At 61.4% G+C, this 16,043-nt stretch carries 15 protein-coding genes and 1 tRNA gene; 3 read left to right on the forward strand and 13 right to left on the reverse strand.

The window, feature by feature from the left end; translation table 11 throughout:
- Positions 1–50 precede the first annotated feature (50 nt).
- Positions 51–2,093, reverse strand: coding sequence for an oligopeptidase A (prlC, locus tag AB5Y48_RS08740; RefSeq protein WP_368164231.1), 2,043 nt, complete (start codon positions 2,091–2,093; stop codon positions 51–53).
- 245 nt (positions 2,094–2,338) lie between these two features.
- Between prlC and AB5Y48_RS08745 the strand changes: the two genes are divergently transcribed.
- Both AB5Y48_RS08745 and gorA read left to right on the forward strand, forming a co-directional pair.
- A complete protein-coding gene (locus AB5Y48_RS08745; RefSeq protein ID WP_368164223.1) occupies positions 2,339–4,312 on the forward strand; it encodes an ATP-binding protein in 1,974 nt (657 codons plus the stop codon).
- Positions 4,313–4,393: 81 nt separating this feature from the next.
- Positions 4,394–5,743: a glutathione-disulfide reductase gene (gene gorA / locus AB5Y48_RS08750; protein ID WP_368164224.1), complete on the forward strand. Its 1,350-nt coding sequence runs from the start codon at positions 4,394–4,396 to the stop codon at positions 5,741–5,743.
- A 62-nt stretch (positions 5,744–5,805) separates the two neighbouring features.
- On the opposite strand, the gene hemB is transcribed toward gorA, so the two are convergent.
- From hemB to codB, 11 genes are all read right to left on the reverse strand, one after another.
- Positions 5,806–6,822 carry a porphobilinogen synthase gene (hemB, locus tag AB5Y48_RS08755; protein WP_224163655.1) on the reverse strand — a complete coding sequence of 339 codons (1,017 nt, stop codon included), beginning with the start codon at positions 6,820–6,822 and terminating at the stop codon, positions 5,806–5,808.
- Positions 6,823–6,833: 11 nt separating this feature from the next.
- Entirely contained in the window at positions 6,834–7,613 is a 780-nt protein-coding gene (locus AB5Y48_RS08760) for a TatD family hydrolase (protein ID WP_368164225.1), read from the reverse strand.
- A 98-nt stretch (positions 7,614–7,711) separates the two neighbouring features.
- Positions 7,712–8,470, reverse strand: a complete 759-nt coding sequence (tatC, locus tag AB5Y48_RS08765) for a twin-arginine translocase subunit TatC (protein ID WP_060588029.1) — start codon at positions 8,468–8,470, stop codon at positions 7,712–7,714.
- Positions 8,467–8,868: a Sec-independent protein translocase protein TatB gene (gene tatB, locus AB5Y48_RS08770; protein WP_368164226.1), complete on the reverse strand. Its 402-nt coding sequence runs from the start codon at positions 8,866–8,868 to the stop codon at positions 8,467–8,469. Before tatB ends, tatC begins: the two co-directional genes overlap by 4 nt.
- A gap of 3 nt (positions 8,869–8,871) precedes the next feature.
- Positions 8,872–9,114, reverse strand: coding sequence for a Sec-independent protein translocase subunit TatA (tatA, locus tag AB5Y48_RS08775; RefSeq protein WP_050665388.1), 243 nt, complete (start codon positions 9,112–9,114; stop codon positions 8,872–8,874).
- 39 nt (positions 9,115–9,153) lie between these two features.
- Positions 9,154–10,791: a ubiquinone biosynthesis regulatory protein kinase UbiB gene (gene ubiB, locus AB5Y48_RS08780; RefSeq protein WP_368164227.1), complete on the reverse strand. Its 1,638-nt coding sequence runs from the start codon at positions 10,789–10,791 to the stop codon at positions 9,154–9,156.
- Positions 10,788–11,399, reverse strand: a complete 612-nt coding sequence (locus tag AB5Y48_RS08785; RefSeq protein WP_368164228.1) for an SCP2 domain-containing protein — start codon at positions 11,397–11,399, stop codon at positions 10,788–10,790. The genes ubiB and AB5Y48_RS08785 overlap by 4 nt, the downstream gene beginning before the upstream one ends.
- A gap of 8 nt (positions 11,400–11,407) precedes the next feature.
- Positions 11,408–12,160: a bifunctional demethylmenaquinone methyltransferase/2-methoxy-6-polyprenyl-1,4-benzoquinol methylase UbiE gene (ubiE, locus tag AB5Y48_RS08790; RefSeq protein ID WP_050665385.1), complete on the reverse strand. Its 753-nt coding sequence runs from the start codon at positions 12,158–12,160 to the stop codon at positions 11,408–11,410.
- Between the two features lie 65 nt (positions 12,161–12,225).
- Positions 12,226–12,603, reverse strand: coding sequence for a fluoride efflux transporter CrcB (gene crcB, locus AB5Y48_RS08795; RefSeq protein ID WP_050665384.1), 378 nt, complete (start codon positions 12,601–12,603; stop codon positions 12,226–12,228).
- Between the two features lie 76 nt (positions 12,604–12,679).
- A complete protein-coding gene (locus tag AB5Y48_RS08800; RefSeq protein ID WP_136612628.1) occupies positions 12,680–13,945 on the reverse strand; it encodes a cytosine deaminase in 1,266 nt (421 codons plus the stop codon).
- Complete coding sequence (gene codB, locus AB5Y48_RS08805; protein WP_368164229.1) at positions 13,939–15,183, reverse strand: cytosine permease; 1,245 nt, start codon at positions 15,181–15,183, stop codon at positions 13,939–13,941. The genes AB5Y48_RS08800 and codB overlap by 7 nt, the downstream gene beginning before the upstream one ends.
- 191 nt (positions 15,184–15,374) lie before the next feature.
- On the opposite strand from codB, the gene AB5Y48_RS08810 reads away from it, so the two are divergent.
- Positions 15,375–15,581 (forward strand): hypothetical protein, encoded by a 207-nt coding sequence (locus AB5Y48_RS08810; protein ID WP_050665381.1) that lies wholly within the window; start codon positions 15,375–15,377, stop codon positions 15,579–15,581.
- Between the two features lie 269 nt (positions 15,582–15,850).
- Here AB5Y48_RS08810 and AB5Y48_RS08815 read toward each other — a convergent pair.
- Positions 15,851–15,927, reverse strand: a tRNA-Asp gene (locus tag AB5Y48_RS08815).
- Positions 15,928–16,043 lie beyond the last annotated feature (116 nt).

A 16,043-nucleotide genomic window follows, 5' to 3' on the forward strand; every position in this document is an offset into this window, starting at 1 on the left:
ATGAAAATGCATGAAAAAAAGGGGCCTGACGGCCCCTTCTTGTATGAAAATCAGGCAGAGATCCCACTATGGCGAAGCAGTGCATCCACCTGAGGCTCACGGCCACGGAAGGCTCGGAACAGCACCATCGGCTCCTTTGAGCCTCCCTTCTCCAGAATCGAGTGAAGGAAGTCGGCCCCCACCTGCCGGTTGAAGATTCCCTCCTCCTCAAAACGGGAATAGGCGTCGGCCGAGAGCACCTCGGCCCATTTGTAGCTGTAATAGCCCGCCGCATAGCCCCCGGCAAAGATGTGGGAGAAGCTGTGCTGGAAGCGGTTGAAGACCGGAGGTGTCATGACCGCCACCTGCTCGCGAACCGCACCGAGCACCCGGGCCACCAGCTCGGGGCTGGCCTGCTCATCGCTCATGTGCAGACGGAAATCAAACAGGGCAAACTCCAACTGACGCAGCATCTGCATGGCAGCCTGGAAGTTACGGGCCGCCAGCATATTGCCGAGCAGGGCATCGGGTAGCGGCTCGCCACTCTCGTAGTGACCGGAGAGGAAAGCGAGCGCCTCGGACTCCCAACACCAGTTCTCGAGGAACTGGCTGGGCAGCTCGACCGCATCCCAGGGCACCCCGTTGATACCGGCGACGCCGGCCACATCGATGGTCGTCAGCATGTGATGCAGCCCGTGCCCAAACTCGTGGAACAGGGTCACCACCTCGTTGTGGGTGAACAGGGCCGGCTTGTCATCCACCGGACCGTTAAAGTTGCACGTGAGGTAGGCCACCGGACGCTGCAGGCTGCCATCACTGCGATAGCGACGTCCCAGACAGGTGTCCATCCAGGCTCCGCCGCGCTTGTTGGCGCGGGCATAGAGATCCAGATAGAAGCTGCCGCGCAGCTCTTCCTCTTCGTCATAGATGTCATAGAAACGCACATCAGGGTGCCAGGTCTCGATCCCGAGACGCTCGCGCACCCGCAGGCCAAACACCCTGTGCACCACCTCAAACAAGCCGGCGACCACCTTCCTGGCGGGGAAATAGGGACGCAACTGCTCGTCAGAGATAGAGAACTTGTGTTGCTTGAGCTTCTCGGCGTAATAGGGGATGTCCCAGGCAGCCAGCTCGTCGACAGCGTGCTCGGCAGCCGCAAAATCGCGGATCTCCTGCAGCTCGGCGCGCCCCTGGGGCAGGGACTTGGCGGCCAGATCCTCAAGGAAGCCGATCACCTGCTCGCCCTTGCCCGCCATCTTGGTGGCCAGCGACAGCTCGGCGTAACTGGCAAAACCGAGCAACCTGGCCAGTTCCAGGCGCAGTGTCAGAATCTCGGCCATCGGTGCACTGTTGTCCCACTCCCCGGCACAGGGGCCCTGATCGGAGGCTCGGGTCACATAGGCCTGATACATCTCCTCGCGCAGAGCCCGGTTGTCGGCATACATCATCACCGGCAGGTAGGAGGGGATATCGAGGGTGAACAGCCACCCCTCCAGCTCACGAGTACGGGCCTGGGCAGCGGCGGCAGCCAGCACACTCGGTGGCAGGCCCGCCAACTCGGCCTCGTCCTGCACCAGGCGCTGCCAGCCCTGGGTAGCATCCAGCACGTTGTTACTAAAACGCGACGCCAACTCGGAGAGACGAGCCTGGATCTCGCCGTAGCGCTGCTTCTGCTCGGCGGGCAGATCGATTCCCGACAAACGGAAATCACGCAGGTTATTTTCGATCTCCTTGCGCTGGGCCCCGCTCAGCAGCGGAAAGTCGTCGCTCTCGGCCAGGGCCTTATAGGCAGCAAACAGCCCCTCATGCTGGCCGACAAAGGTCTGATACTCCGCAAGATGGGGCAGACAGGCATCGTGCGCCTGGCGCAGGGACTCGGAGTTCATCACCGCATTGAGATGGGAAACCGGAGACCAGACCCGCGACAGGCGATCGTTGGCCTCCTCGAGGGGGGCGACCAGATTGTCCCAAGTGTAGGGCTCATGGTGGGAGAGCACATCGGCAATGCGCTGCTTGCACTCGGCAATCGCCTGCAACACGGCTGGCTCTACATGCTCGGGACGGATCTGGCTAAAGGGGGGCAGACCGTCCATCGTCAGCAAGGGATTGATCATCATGATTCCTCTCGAAAAAACTGCCCCTGCCTTTCAGAAGCACGTCATTGGATCCCTAAGATGGTGGCAAGCCCCCCGATAATCAAGCACCTGCAAGATGTGAAGTGATCCAGCAAGATTAAAGTCACGGCGCAGCCCGGTCGCTTGTGCGCATGGCGACCCGTATACGATGTGCTGCAAACTTGTGCCGGAAGTGTTTACACTTAGGCTAAATCTCATCTGGTTCCCCGGACAGCAAGGACGATATGTCAGGACTTCTCTCCAAGGCCATCAAGGCCATGCGGCGCAACAGCCTCTCCTACCGCCTGCTCTCCTATATTCTGCTGTGCAGTACGGCGCTTGCATTTCTGATCACTCTGTTGCAACTGGCCTGGGACTATCGCAAGGACGTAGCGATGATCCAGGGCAGCATCAGCCAGATCGAGGCCTCCTTCCTGCAGCCCATCGCGGCCAGCCTGTGGAATCTGGACGAGGAGCAGGTCAAGGTTCAGCTCGAGGGGATCATGAACCTGCCCAGCATGGAATTTGTGATGGTCAAGGAGCTGCTTGGCAACTCCGAGGTTCCCCTTATCTCTCAAGGCAAGGAGCGCCCCAGCTATGACATCTCCCGTGAGTTCAGTCTCACCTATCAGGGAGAGGTGGTCGGCAAGCTCTTCGTCGCCGCCTCCCTCGAACAGATCTATCAGCGCCTGATAGAGAAATCGGTCCTGATTCTGGTCAGCCAGACCATCAAGACCCTGGTGGTGTCGTTTTGTATCCTGCTCATCATCTACTACATGGTGGTCAGGCACATTCATCGCATCGTGCAATATTCAGAGCAGCTCAGGCTCGAGCGTCTAACCGAGGAGCTGGTGCTGGAGGGGCGCCCCCTGCCTCGCCCCAACCCCGATGAGTTCGATTCGCTCGCTGCCGCCCTCAACCAGATGCGGGCACGCCTTGGCAACGAGTTCCAGGCGCGCCAGCAGGCGCTGGAGCAGCTGCAGCAGGAGCGGGATTTCTCGGCAACGCTGATCAACTCCTCCAATGTGCTTATCTGCTGCCTGGAGCCCGACCTCTCTATCGCCAGCATCAACCCGGCGGCAACCCTGCTGACAGGCTATGTGGAAGACGAGATCCTCAAGAAGAGCTGGCTCGCCCTGTTTGTGAATCCCCAGCAACGGGAAACCGTCGCAGAGCGTCTGGAACACCTGGGGATGGTCGAGGAGCTGGAGGTTCATATGCAGGACCAGCAGCAACACGAACTGATCCTGCTCTGGTCGTTTGTCCCTTTCTACGAGGGGCCCGAACTCAAATATCTGATTGGCTTTGGTTATGACATCACCAAGCTCAAGCAGGTCGAACGGGAGATCATCCAGCTCAACGAGCAGTTGGAGGCCAAGGTCACCGAGCGAACCCGCAGTCTGAGCGAGAGCAACAACCAGCTCACCAAGGCCTATGATGATCTCAAGCAGGCCCAGCAGACCCTGGTGGAATCGGAAAAGATGGCCTCTCTGGGGTCACTGGTAGCCGGAGTTGCCCACGAGATCAACACCCCCATAGGCATCAGCGTCACCGCCTCGTCCTACCTGCAGGAGCGAGTCCTCGACTTCAAGCAACACATCGAATCCAAGCAGCTCTCGCGCACCTATCTGACCGACTTCGTCACCAACCTCGACGAGTCCATGTCTCTGCTGCAGGGGAACCTGCGCCGCGCCTCCGAGCTGATCGCCAGCTTCAAGCAGGTCGCCGTTGATCAATCCTCCGAGGCCCATTACAACTTCAACGTGGCCGAAAACCTGCATCAGGTCGTGGTCTCTCTGGGACACAAGTTGCGCAAGTCCCAGTGTGAAGTCGATATCCAGTGTGATCCCCAGTTGGTGGTGCACTCCTATCCCGGCTGCTTCGCCCAGATCTACTCCAACCTGATCCTCAACTCGCTCAACCACGCCTTCGACGGATGGGACAGACCCAAGAAGATAACGATCGCCATCGACTATGCCGACGGCGAGCTGCTCATCGACTATCGGGACAATGGCAAGGGGATCAGCCCCGAGATCATGCCCAGACTGTTCGAACCTTTCGTCACCTCCAAGCGTGGCCAGGGCGGCAGCGGCCTGGGTACCCACATCATCTATAACCTCATCGCCCAGCTGCTGCGTGGCCGCATCACGTGCCATAGCCAACCCGAGCAGGGAGCCCAATTCCTGATCCGACTGCCCATGGAGCGCGTGTCGGTATAACATCCTGCTCATAGGGGCTTGCCTTCCTGACGAGGCAGCCCCATCTCTTCTATTCAAAACAATATGAGCGGAGAAACCACAATGGCCCAGCACTTCGACTATATCGCCATCGGCGGCGGCAGTGGCGGCATCGCCTCGGCCAACCGGGCGGCCATGTACGGTAAGAAAGTGGCCCTCATCGAGGCCAAAGAGCTGGGGGGAACCTGTGTCAACGTCGGCTGCGTACCGAAGAAGGCCATGTGGTACGCCGGCCAGATCGCAGATGCCCTCAAGTACGGCCCCGACTATGGCTTTGACACCACCCTCAACCACTTCAGCTGGAGCAAGCTGGTCGAGTCGCGCCAGGCCTATATCGAACGTATCCACGGCTCCTACAACAACGTGCTGGCCAAGAACCGGATCACCGTCATCAAGGGGTTCGCCCGTTTCGTGGATGTCCGCACCGTCGAGGTGAACGGTGAACACTACAGCGCCGACCACATCCTCATCGCCACCGGGGGACGTCCCGAGGCCCCGGCCATCCCGGGCGCCGAGTTCGGCATCGACTCCGACGGTTTCTTCGACCTGCAGCAGCAGCCCAAGCGAGTTGCCGTGGTCGGCGCCGGCTATATCGCCGTCGAGATCGCCGGCGTGCTGCATGCCCTCGGCTCGGAAACCCACTTGCTGGTGCGCAAGCATGCCCCCCTGCGCAGCTTCGATCCCATGGTGCAGGAGACCCTGGTCGAGGTCATGGAGAAGGAGGGGCCAAGGCTGCACACCCATGCAGTGCCGCGCGAGGTGATTCGCAATGCCGACGACAGCCTGACCCTGCACCTGGAAGACGGCCGTCACCTGACGGTCGATTGCCTCATCTGGGCCATCGGCCGGGTACCGGCTACCGACGGGCTTAACTTGGGTGCCGCCGGTATCGAGCCGGACGAGCGCGGCTATATCCCGACCGACCCGTTCCAGAACACCAAAGTGCCGGGTATCCACGCGGTCGGTGACAACACGGGGCGGATTCAGCTCACCCCGGTGGCGGTCGCAGCCGGGCGCCGCCTCTCCGAGCGCCTCTTTAACAACAAGCCGAACGAGCATCTCGACTATCGGCTGGTGCCGACCGTGGTCTTCAGCCACCCCCCCATCGGCACCATAGGCCTGACCGAGCCGGAGGCGATCGCCGAATATGGCGAGGCTAACATCAAGATCTACAAGAGCCAGTTCACCTCCATGTACTCGGCCCTGACCCAACATCGCCAGCCCACCCGCATGAAGCTGGTGTGCGCCGGCCCGGAGGAGAAGGTGGTCGGCCTGCACGGTATCGGCTACGCCATGGACGAGATCCTGCAAGGCTTCGGGGTCGCCATGAAGATGGGCGCCACCAAGGCGGACTTCGACAACTGCGTCGCCATCCATCCCACCAGCGCCGAAGAGTTTGTCACCATGCGCTGATGCGCTCGTGAAATGAAGAGGGGGAGCCATTGGCTCCCCCTCTCTTTGTGCTGAGCAGACCCTTAACGAGCCTCTTCCTTCAACCACTGAGCCACCCGCTTGGCGAAGTAGGTGAGGATGCCGTCGGCGCCGGCCCGCTTGAAGCAGAGCAGGGACTCGAGGACGCACTCCTTCTCCTTCAACCAGCCGTTCTGGATGGCGGCCATGTGCATGGCGTACTCGCCGCTCACCTGATAGGCATAGGTCGGCACCCCGAACTGATCCTTCACCCGGCGAACCACATCCAGATAGGGCATGCCCGGCTTGACCATGACGCTGTCGGCCCCTTCGGCGATGTCCAACGCCACCTCGTGCAGGGCCTCGTCACTGTTGCCCGGATCCATCTGATAGGTCGCCTTGTTGCTCTTGCCTAGATTGCCGGCCGAGCCGACCGCGTCGCGGAACGGACCGTAGTAGTGGGAGGCGTACTTGGCCGAGTAGGCCATGATCTGGGTATTGACGAAGCCGTTGGCCTCCAGAGCGGCGCGAATCGCCCCGATACGCCCGTCCATCATGTCGGAGGGGGCGACCATGTCGGCACCGGCTGCGGCATGGGAGAGGGCCTGCTTGACCAGGATCTCGGTGGTCACGTCGTTGATCACATATCCCTCGGCATCGATGATACCGTCCTGACCATGGGTGGTGAAGGGATCCAGGGCTACGTCTGTGATGACCCCCAGCTCGGGGAAGTGCTCCTTGAGGGCGCGCGTCGCCTTCTGGGCAAGCCCCTCCGGGTTATAGGCCTCCTCGGCCATCAGGCTCTTCTTCTCCAGCGGAGTGACCGGGAACAGGGCCACCGCCGGCACGCCCAGGGCCACCAGCTCTTCGGCCTCCTTGAGCAGCAGATCGATGGAGACTCGCTCCACCCCCGGCATAGAGGCGACGGCCTCACGGCGATTCTTCCCCTCCAGCACGAACATGGGATAGATGAGATCGTCGACCGTCAGCACGTTCTCGCGCATCAGGCGGCGACTGAAATCGCTGGCTCGGGCACGGCGCAGACGGCGGCCCGGGAAGGCACCCGGCAGGGTAATGGCCATAAGCTTGTCTCCTAGAGTGGAAGTTGGAAGAAGGCCGCCGAGGTGGCCCGGACATGGGCCAGCAAGGCCTCGGGCGTCTCGTTACGGCACGCCGCCACCACGCGGGCGATGTGCGGCAGGAAAGCGGGTTCGTTGCGCTTGGGGCGCGGACGGATATCCCGTGGCACCAGATAGGGGGCATCGGTCTCTATCATCAGGCGACCAACCGGAATGCGTGCCACCTGGCGGCGCAGATCGTCGCCGCGACGCTCGTCGCAGATCCAGCCGGTAACACCGATGTGCAGCCCCAGGGACAGACACTCATCGAGCTCGGCATCGGAGCCGGTGAAACAGTGCAGCACGGCCCCGGGCAAGCGGGGCAGCCAGGGGCGCAGGATCTCGACAAAGCGGGCATGGGCATCGCGGCAATGAAGGAACACCGGCATCCCCAGCTCGGCAGCCAGGGCCAGTTGGGCGTCAAAGACCGCATCCTGTACCGGACGCGGGGAGAAGTCGCGGTTATAGTCGAGGCCGCACTCGCCGATGGCCACCACCTGGGGCAGGGCAGCCAGTTTGCGCAGGGCGGACAGGGTCCCGTCATCGACGCTCTTGGCATCGTGGGGATGAACACCCGCAGTGGAGAAGCAGACGCCCGGCCAGCAGGCGGCGAGCTCGGCGCTCTCGCGGCTGCCGGCCAGATCGGTACCGGTCAGGATCAGTGCCGTGACGCCGGCTTCTTGCGCCCTGGCCACCACGGCCCCCTGTTCACCGACAAACTGGCTGCTGGTGAGATTCACCCCAATATCGATCATGCTCCATCCACTGCCCGGGATACCTTCAAACGGCATCCATCTTTATTCGGGCTCCTACCATACGCCTCGCAGCCCCCCCTGAAAAGAGGAAGGGGGCCTCAGCCCCCCTCGGATACATCTTCTGTTTCGTTCTCGTCCTTGCGCACATAGAAGCGGGCAAAGAAGAGGCCCAGTTCCCACAGCCCCCACATGGGGATGGCGAGCAGAGTCTGGGAGAAGACATCGGGCGGCGTCAGCAGCATGCCCACCACAAACACCCCGACAACGACATAGGGGCGCTTTGCCTTCAGGCTCTGGGGATTGGTGACCCCGGTCCAGCACAGCAGTATGGTCGCCACCGGGATTTCGAATGCCACCCCGAACGCAAAGAACAGGGTCAACACGAAGTCGAGGTAGCTGGCGATGTCAGTGGCCACCGTCACCCCGGTCGGGGCCGTACTGGTGAAGAAGCCAAACACCAGCGGGAACACCACGTAGTAGGCAAACGCCATGCCCGCGTAGAAGAGCAGGGCGCTGGAGACCACCAGTGGCAGGATCATGCGCCGCTCATGCTGATAGAGGCCGGGAGCGATGAAGGCCCACGCCTGGTACAGCAGATAAGGAATGGCGATGAAGAAGGAGACCACCAACGTCAGCTTGATCGGCGTGATGAAGGGGGTCGCCACGTCTGTCGCTATCATACTGGTGCCGGCCGGCAACTGACTGAGCAGTGGCTGGGCCACGAAGTCATAGATGGTGTTGGAGAAATAGATCAACGCCACAAAGACGATCATGATGGCCGCCAATGCGTGCAGCAGCCGGGTTCTCAGTTCGATCAGATGGGTGAGCAGGGGCTGCTCGGCCTGGGGGTCGCTCATGGCTTCACCTCTTCCTGCTTCTTCTGTTCGATCACCGGAGGCGCAATCGACGGCTCCGGCGCACCATCGCCTACCTGTGCCTCGGTAGAGGTGATGGCCTCATCCTTGGCATAGGGACGGTTGACCGAGGCGGCGGCCGCCTTCAGCTCCTCGATAGAGGCCTGCAGGTCAGGACTCAGGTTCTGCATGTTGAGCTTTTCGGCCTTCTTCAGGTCGTTATGCAGCTCCTGGATCCGCAACTCCTCGGAGAGCTCCATCTTCACCGCATTGGCCGTGTTACGCACCAGCTTGACCCACTTGGCCAGGGTGCGCACCGCCTCGGGCAAGCGCTCGGGCCCCAGCACCACCAGGGCCACCACAGCGATGACAATCAGCTCCCAGAAACCGATGTCGAACATGGATTAGGCCTGATCTTTGTCTTTCTGCTTCTGGGCATCCAGTGGCTGTTGGCCCTGGTCGGCGATCTTCTTCTGGTCAAAGTCGGCGTCGCGGCCCTGAGCCGGTTCGTCGTCAGACATGGCCTTCTTGAAGCCTTTGACCGCCGCGCCGAGATCGCCGCCGATACCACGCAGCTTCTTGGTGCCAAACAGCAGCACGACGATGAGGCCGATGATAAGAAGTTGCCAAATGCTGATACCACCCATGTGTAGTCTCCTATAACGCGCCGTGCGCGAGTTGTTGTGTCAGTGTGCCCTGGCCTTGAACCAGCCGGCCAGCCAGCACGTGGCGGCGGCGCCCAGGCTCAGGACAGCCCAGTCTGGTTGCTGGACGGCATAGAGAACGATGCCGCCAAGCAGCAGGGAAGCCCCCATACCGAGCAGATAGCGCGCCTGCCCCTGGCGTCGGCTGTGACGGCGGAAGTCATCGAACAGCCGATCGAAGTGGCGCTGCTGATTGCGGGTCTGACGCAGGGTCTCGTAGACCAGCTCCGGCAGCTCCGGCAACTTTTCCGCCCAATAGGGTGCCTTTTCCCGGATGGCATTCAATACCGCTTTAGGGCCAACTTGCTCACGCATCCAGGCTTCGAGGAAGGGTTTGGCGGTCTGCCACAGATCCAGCTGGGGATAGAGCTGACGCCCCAACCCCTCCACATAGAGCAGGGTCTTCTGCAGCAGCACCAGCTGCGGCTGCACCGTCATATGGAAGCGGCGCGCCGTGTTGAAGAGGTTGAGCAGCACATGACCGAACGAGATCTGATCGAGGGGCTTCTCGAAGATGGGTTCGAGCACGGTGCGGATGGCAAACTCGAACTCCTCCACCTGGGTATCGGCAGGCACCCAGCCCGACTCCACGTGCAGCTCGGCCACCCGGCGATAGTCCCGGTTGAAGAAGGCGAGGAAGTTTTCCGCCAGGTAGCGCTTGTCTTCCCGGTTGAGGGTTCCGACGATACCGCAGTCGATGCCGATCCAGCGGGGATTGTCCGGATGCTCGTAGGAGACAAAGATGTTGCCCGGGTGCATGTCGGCATGGAAGAAGCTGTCGCGGAACACCTGGGTGAAGAAGACCTCAACTCCGCGCTCGGCCAACAGCTTCATATTGGTGCCGTTGGCCTCCAATGCCTCGATATCGGAGACCGGGATGCCGTAGATCCGCTCCATCACCAGCACATGCTCATGGCAGTAGTCGGTGAACACCTCGGGCACATAGAGCGCCTCTGAGCCGGTGAAATTGCGGCGCAGCTGGATGGCATTGGCCGCCTCGCGCATCAGATTGAGCTCGCCCTCTATGGTCTTGCGATACTCGGCCACCACCTCGACCGGGCGCAGACGCGAACTCTGGGGCATGATCCGTGCCACCACCCGCGCCATGGTCATCATCAACCGCAGGTCCGCCTCGATCACCGGCTCGATGTCGGGGCGAATGACCTTGATGACGATCTCGCGGCCGCTCTCCTTGAGGCGTGCCGTGTGAACCTGGGCAATCGAGGCCGACGCCAGCGGCGTCTCGTCAAAGTCGTCGAACAGCTGCTCGATGGGGGCCCCCAGGCTTGCCTCTATCTGACGACGGGCCGCCTGACCGCAGAAGGGGGGCACCCTGTCTTGCAGCAGGGCCAGCTCCTCGGCGATATCCGGCGGCAGCAGATCACGCCGGGTCGAGAGCATCTGACCAAACTTGATGAAGATGGGGCCGAGCGCCTCGAAGGCGAGACGAATCCGCATGCCCCGGCTGCGCTCCCCATGACGGTTCTTGAACCAGAAGAGAGTGCGGCGGGCCAGACGGGCAGGCCAGGGCTGGTAACGGGCCGGCACCAGTTCATCGATACCGTGCTCCAGCAGGATCCGGGTGATCTGATAGAGGCGGGAGAGCTCCTTGGGTGTCATGCGCCCATCCTCTGCTCGAGGCGGACCAGACGCAGCTCGACGGCACGCAGTCGCTCTGTCAGCACCTCGACATCGTCGTTAAAGCTGGCAACCTCGAGGGGGCCCGGCGCGAGGCGGATCTCCTCGGTCAGATACTCGGCCAGCTGCAGCCGGCTGCGTGTCAGCTCGGCCTCTACCAGACGACGACCACGGCGGGCACCACTCATCAGGGTGTGAGCCAACACATCGCCGGTGTAGCGGGAGATCTGCTCTTCCCAGTCGATGGCCAGTTCGCCAAAGAGGCTGCCAAAGGCCTGCACCAGCTGGGGATCGCCCTCGATATCGAGACGCTCCTCACGAATGAAGCGGGTCAGGGCGGTGGGCTCCCGCAGCAGCCCCAGGGCGGAGAGACTGAGGATGAGACCGGCATCGGCCTCTCCCTCGTAACGGGCCAGCACATCGACCCGGCCCGAGGAGAAGACAAACCAGAGGGGCTTGAGCTCACGCACATGGAGGCGCAGGGTCTTGCCAATCAGCTTCTTCTGGCGCTCGGCGGCACCGGGGTCACGAGCCAGCAGCTGATTGCAGGCGGTCTCGACCGCGGCAGTGATGAGGGCATCCATCGGCATGGGGCGACCTAAAACTTGTAGCCACGGTGCAGGGCGACGATGCCCTGGGTCAGGTTGTAGTAGCTCACATCCTCGAAGCCAACCTGAGCCATCATCCCCTTGAGGGTCTCCTGATCCGGGTGCATGCGAATCGACTCGGCCAGGTACTGGTAGCTCTCGCTGTCGTTGGCAACGATCTCGCCCATCTTGGGCAACAGCTTGAAGGAGTAGAGATCATAGAGCTTGGCCATCACCTCGCTCTCGGGCTTGGAGAACTCCAGTACCAACAGGCGACCGCCCGGCTTGAGCACCCGGAACATGGAGGCGAGAGCCTTCTCTTTATCGGTCACGTTGCGCAGGCCAAAGCCGATGGTGATGAGATCGAAGTGGTTGTCCGGGAAGGGCAGCGCCTCGGCGTTGGCCTGAACGAAGGCGACGTTGCCACTGATACCCAGGTTGCGCAGCTTGTCGCGCCCCACCTTGAGCATGGAGTCATTGATGTCGGCCAGCACCACCTGGCCCGTCTCCCCCACGATGCGGGAAAACTTGGCGGTCAGATCGCCGGTGCCCCCGGCCAGATCCAGCACCCTCTGCCCCTTGCGCACCCCGGAGCAATCGATCGTGAAGCGCTTCCAGAGACGATGAATACCGAACGACATCAGATCGTTCATGAGATCGTACTTGGCCGCGACCGAATGGAACACGCCGGCAACCAGCGTCTCTTTCTCATCGGTGGCAACCGTCTTGAAGCCAAAATGGGTGGTGGCAGCCTGCTCAGACATCCTACTGTACCTGTAGACCAAAGATTGGACGGCCAGTTTACCAGAGCTGACCGCCGCGGGACACCTCAAGCCCGGGCGGGCACCAGCTGCATCGCAAGGTAGACCATCAACAGGCAGAGCAGGACGTTGAGCAGCACGTTGAGCCCGGCCTTGAACCAGTCGCCGTGCTGCATCAGCACCATGGTATCGAGGGCAAAAGAGGAGAAGGTTGTCAGTGCCCCGAGCAACCCCACCATCAACAGAGGCTTCATCGGGTGCTCCAGCACATGGCCGTGCTGCAACAGGGCATAGGCCAGTCCCATGATAAAAGAACCTATGACGTTGACCGTCAGAGTGCCATAGGGAAAGTGACGACCGAGCAGCAGCGCCATCAGCTCGCCAATCCCGAAGCGCAGGCAGGCACCCACGGCACCGCCGGCAGCCACCATTAACCAGGTTTGCATGAGTCACTCCTTGGTAAAGGGGATCATTATGCGCCCTCGACCGCCCCCGTGACAGGGGCGGCAATTAATCGCGGGCCTAGCGGCGGAAGTCGACCGGCTCGTCACTCGCCAGATGGAGTGTCGTGGCGGCGGGGCGGGTCTGGGCAATCACCTTGCCGTGGCGCACCGAGTAGCGTACCGGCACCTGCCGGCGCACCGCGTCAAAGCCACTGTCCGCAGGCAGGATCACCAGGTTGGCCGGCTTGCCGACTTCGATGCCGTAGCGATCCTGGATATGCAGGGTACGGGCACTGTGATGGGTGATGAGATCCAGCCCCTTGTCGATCTGCTCGTAACCCATCAGCTGACAGACATGTAGCCCCATGTGCAGCACCTGCAACATGTTGGCGGTACCCATCGGGTACCAGGGGTCGAACACGTCGTCGTGGCCGAAGCAGACATTGATGCCGCTCTCCAGCATCTCCTTGACCCGGGTAATACCGCGCCGCTTGGGATAGGTATCGAAGCGCCCTTGCAGATGGATGTTCACCAGAGGATTGGCCACGAAGCTGATGCCCGACATGCGCAGCAGACGGAACAGGCGTGAGGCATAGGCCCCGTTGTAGGAGTGCATGGCAGTGGTGTGGCTGGCAGTGACCCGATCGCCCCAGCCGCGCTCCAGAGCCAGCGTCGCCAGGGTCTCGACGAAGCGGGACTGCTCATCATCGATCTCGTCGCAGTGCACATCGATCAGGGTGTCGTAGCGCTCGGCCAGCTCGAACATGCGGTGCAGGCTCTCGACGCCGTATTCTCGGGTGAATTCGAAGTGGGGGATCGCTCCCGCCACATCGGCGCCCAGGCGCAGCGCCTCTTCCAACAACTCCAGCCCGTTCGGGAAGGAGCGGATCCCCTCCTGAGGAAAGGCGACGATCTGCAGCTCCACCCAGGGGGCCATCTCCTCGCGCACCTCGAGCATCGCCTTGAGGGCGACCAGCTCGGGGTCTGACACGTCCACGTGGGTGCGCACAAACTGGATACCATTGGCGATCTGCCACTTCAGCGTCTGAGTCGCGCGGCGCTTCACATCCTCGTGGGTCAGCAAGGCCTTGCGCTCGGCCCAGCGCTCGATCCCCTCAAACAGGGTGCCGGAGAGGTTCCAGTTCGGCTCGCCGGCAGTCTGGGTGGTATCGAGGTGGATGTGCGGCTCGACAAAGGGAGGTATGGCAAGCCCTCCCTCCCCATCCAGTACGGTCTCCGCCGGCAGGGACTGACCCATGGGGGCGATGGTTCTGATGGTGCCCTGCTCACACAGGATCTGCCATAGACCGCTCTGGCCGGGCAGACGGACATTCTCGATCAGCATTGATTAACCTCCACGGATGGGGTGGACTGTGCGCTCAGACGGCACAGCAGCAGATAACTCAGGGATCCGCCGAGCACGGCATTAATCGGCACTATGCCAGGCAACCAGGCACCGGCCGCCACACCCAGCGCCACTGCCAGCAGCGCCTGCCAGCGTACCGTCTCGAAACGGGCTGTGGCAAAGTTACCATAACGGCGGCGATACAGCAGGAAGTCCATGATGATGACGCCCCCTACCGGCGGAATGGCCATGCTGAGAAACGACAGCCAACCGACAAAGTTGTTGTAGAGCCACAGGGCGCAAGCAGTACCGACCAAACCGTTGATAACGCTCAGATGCTTGCTCGGCAGGCCGGTGATGTTGGCAAAGCCCAGGCCGGAGGCATAGAGGGCATTGTCGTTGGTAGTCCAGATATTGAGGCCCAGCACCAGGATGGCGGGGATCAGGAGCCCCTGCAGCAGCATCACCTCCGAGATATCGGCCTGGCCGGTCACCGCAGCCCCGGCGGCACCGAAGATAAACATCAGGCTGTTGCCGATGAAGAAGGCCACCAGTGTCACCAGCACGGCACTGCGCGGCGTGCGGCCGAAGCGTACGAAATCGGCGGTCAGGGTGCCGGCGCTGACAAACGAGCCAACCACCATGGTCAGGGCAGTCGCAAAGGGGATCTGCGTGGCCGGCGTCAGGGCGACCAGGGTCTCGACACCGCCGCTGGCACCGATCGCCAACCATACCGAGTAGCCACCGAGCAGGGCAATCGCCGGCACCGCCACAAAGCTCAATACCATCAGGGCCGAGATGCCGAAATAGACGGTCAGCGTCATCAGCAGGCCGGAGAAGGCGATAAGCCATCCGGCATCGATACCGGTCGCCTTCTGCACCGGCAGTGCAAACATGGCCACACCGACACCGAACCACCCCACCTGGGTACTACCGAGCAGCAGTGATGGTAACCAGGAACCCTTGCTACCGAATGAATAGCGCGCCAGCAGATGGGTAGAGAGACCGGTTGTGGCACCGATATAACCCAGAGCCGCCGTGTAAACTCCCAGCATCAGGTTACCGATCAGCACGGCCCAGAAAAAGTCGTCGAAGGCGAGCCCGGTGCCCAGGGAGCCACCGGTCCACATACTGGCCGAGAAGAAGGTTAATCCCAACATGACCAACATCAGCGACAGGGTTCCTTTACGGGCCGATTGGGGAACCGCCCCCAAACCATACTCATTATCTTGTGACATCATCGTCTCCCAATCTGCGGACAAACGGCCGGCATCCTACATGAAAAACGTTTTACATCAAGAGAAAAGACTATTCATGCCATGGGTTCACCACGGCCGCCTTATCAAAGCCCACTTTTCGCCCAGTTAAGGATTCATACAGATCGCAACCTCTATCCTGTCATCAGGTCAAGCCAGCACGGGAGGGAGCGATGAAGAAGAGACTCACCGAAATCGGCAATGCCAGTCAGTTTAATGAGTATCTGGCTGCCATGGGGATCCACCGTCCGCCGTTGGAGCAAATCCAGGAAGAGTGGGCCTATCAGAAAGATGATGAAGTCATCGCCCTGGTACAGCGACACAAGGGAGGTGGAGCGCGCTACTACCTCAATGCTCACCGTTTGTGTCAGCACCACTGAGAAAGCAAGTACACCGGCGGCTGGCGCTGAGAGTGTAGCCCGGCAACGCCACTGCATCGGTACAGCCCGAGCATAAAGAAAAAGCCCGGTCTTTCGACTGGGCTTCTCTATTCAGGCTGCGTGGCCACCGCGCCAACGGCAGATGCAGATGCAGAGGCAGAGGCAGAGGGTACCACCCGACCCCCTTCAGCAGGCCGGCGACACCACTGCGCCATGACTGTTGAGCATAAAGAAAAAGCCCAGTCTCTCGACTGGGCTTCTCTATTCAGTGGCGGAGCGGACGGGACTCGAACCCGCGACCCCCGGCGTGACAGGCCGGTATTCTAACCGACTGAACTACCGCTCCGCATTCGGTTAGCATATTGCTAAATTGGGTGCCTGGCAGTGTCCTACTCTCGCATGGCATCTGCCACACTACCATCGGCGCTACGGCGTTTCACTTCTGTGTTCGGCATGGAAACA

It is taken from the genome of Aeromonas sp. R6-2, from assembly GCF_040908155.1.
GTDB lineage: Bacteria > Pseudomonadota > Gammaproteobacteria > Enterobacterales > Aeromonadaceae > Aeromonas > Aeromonas schubertii.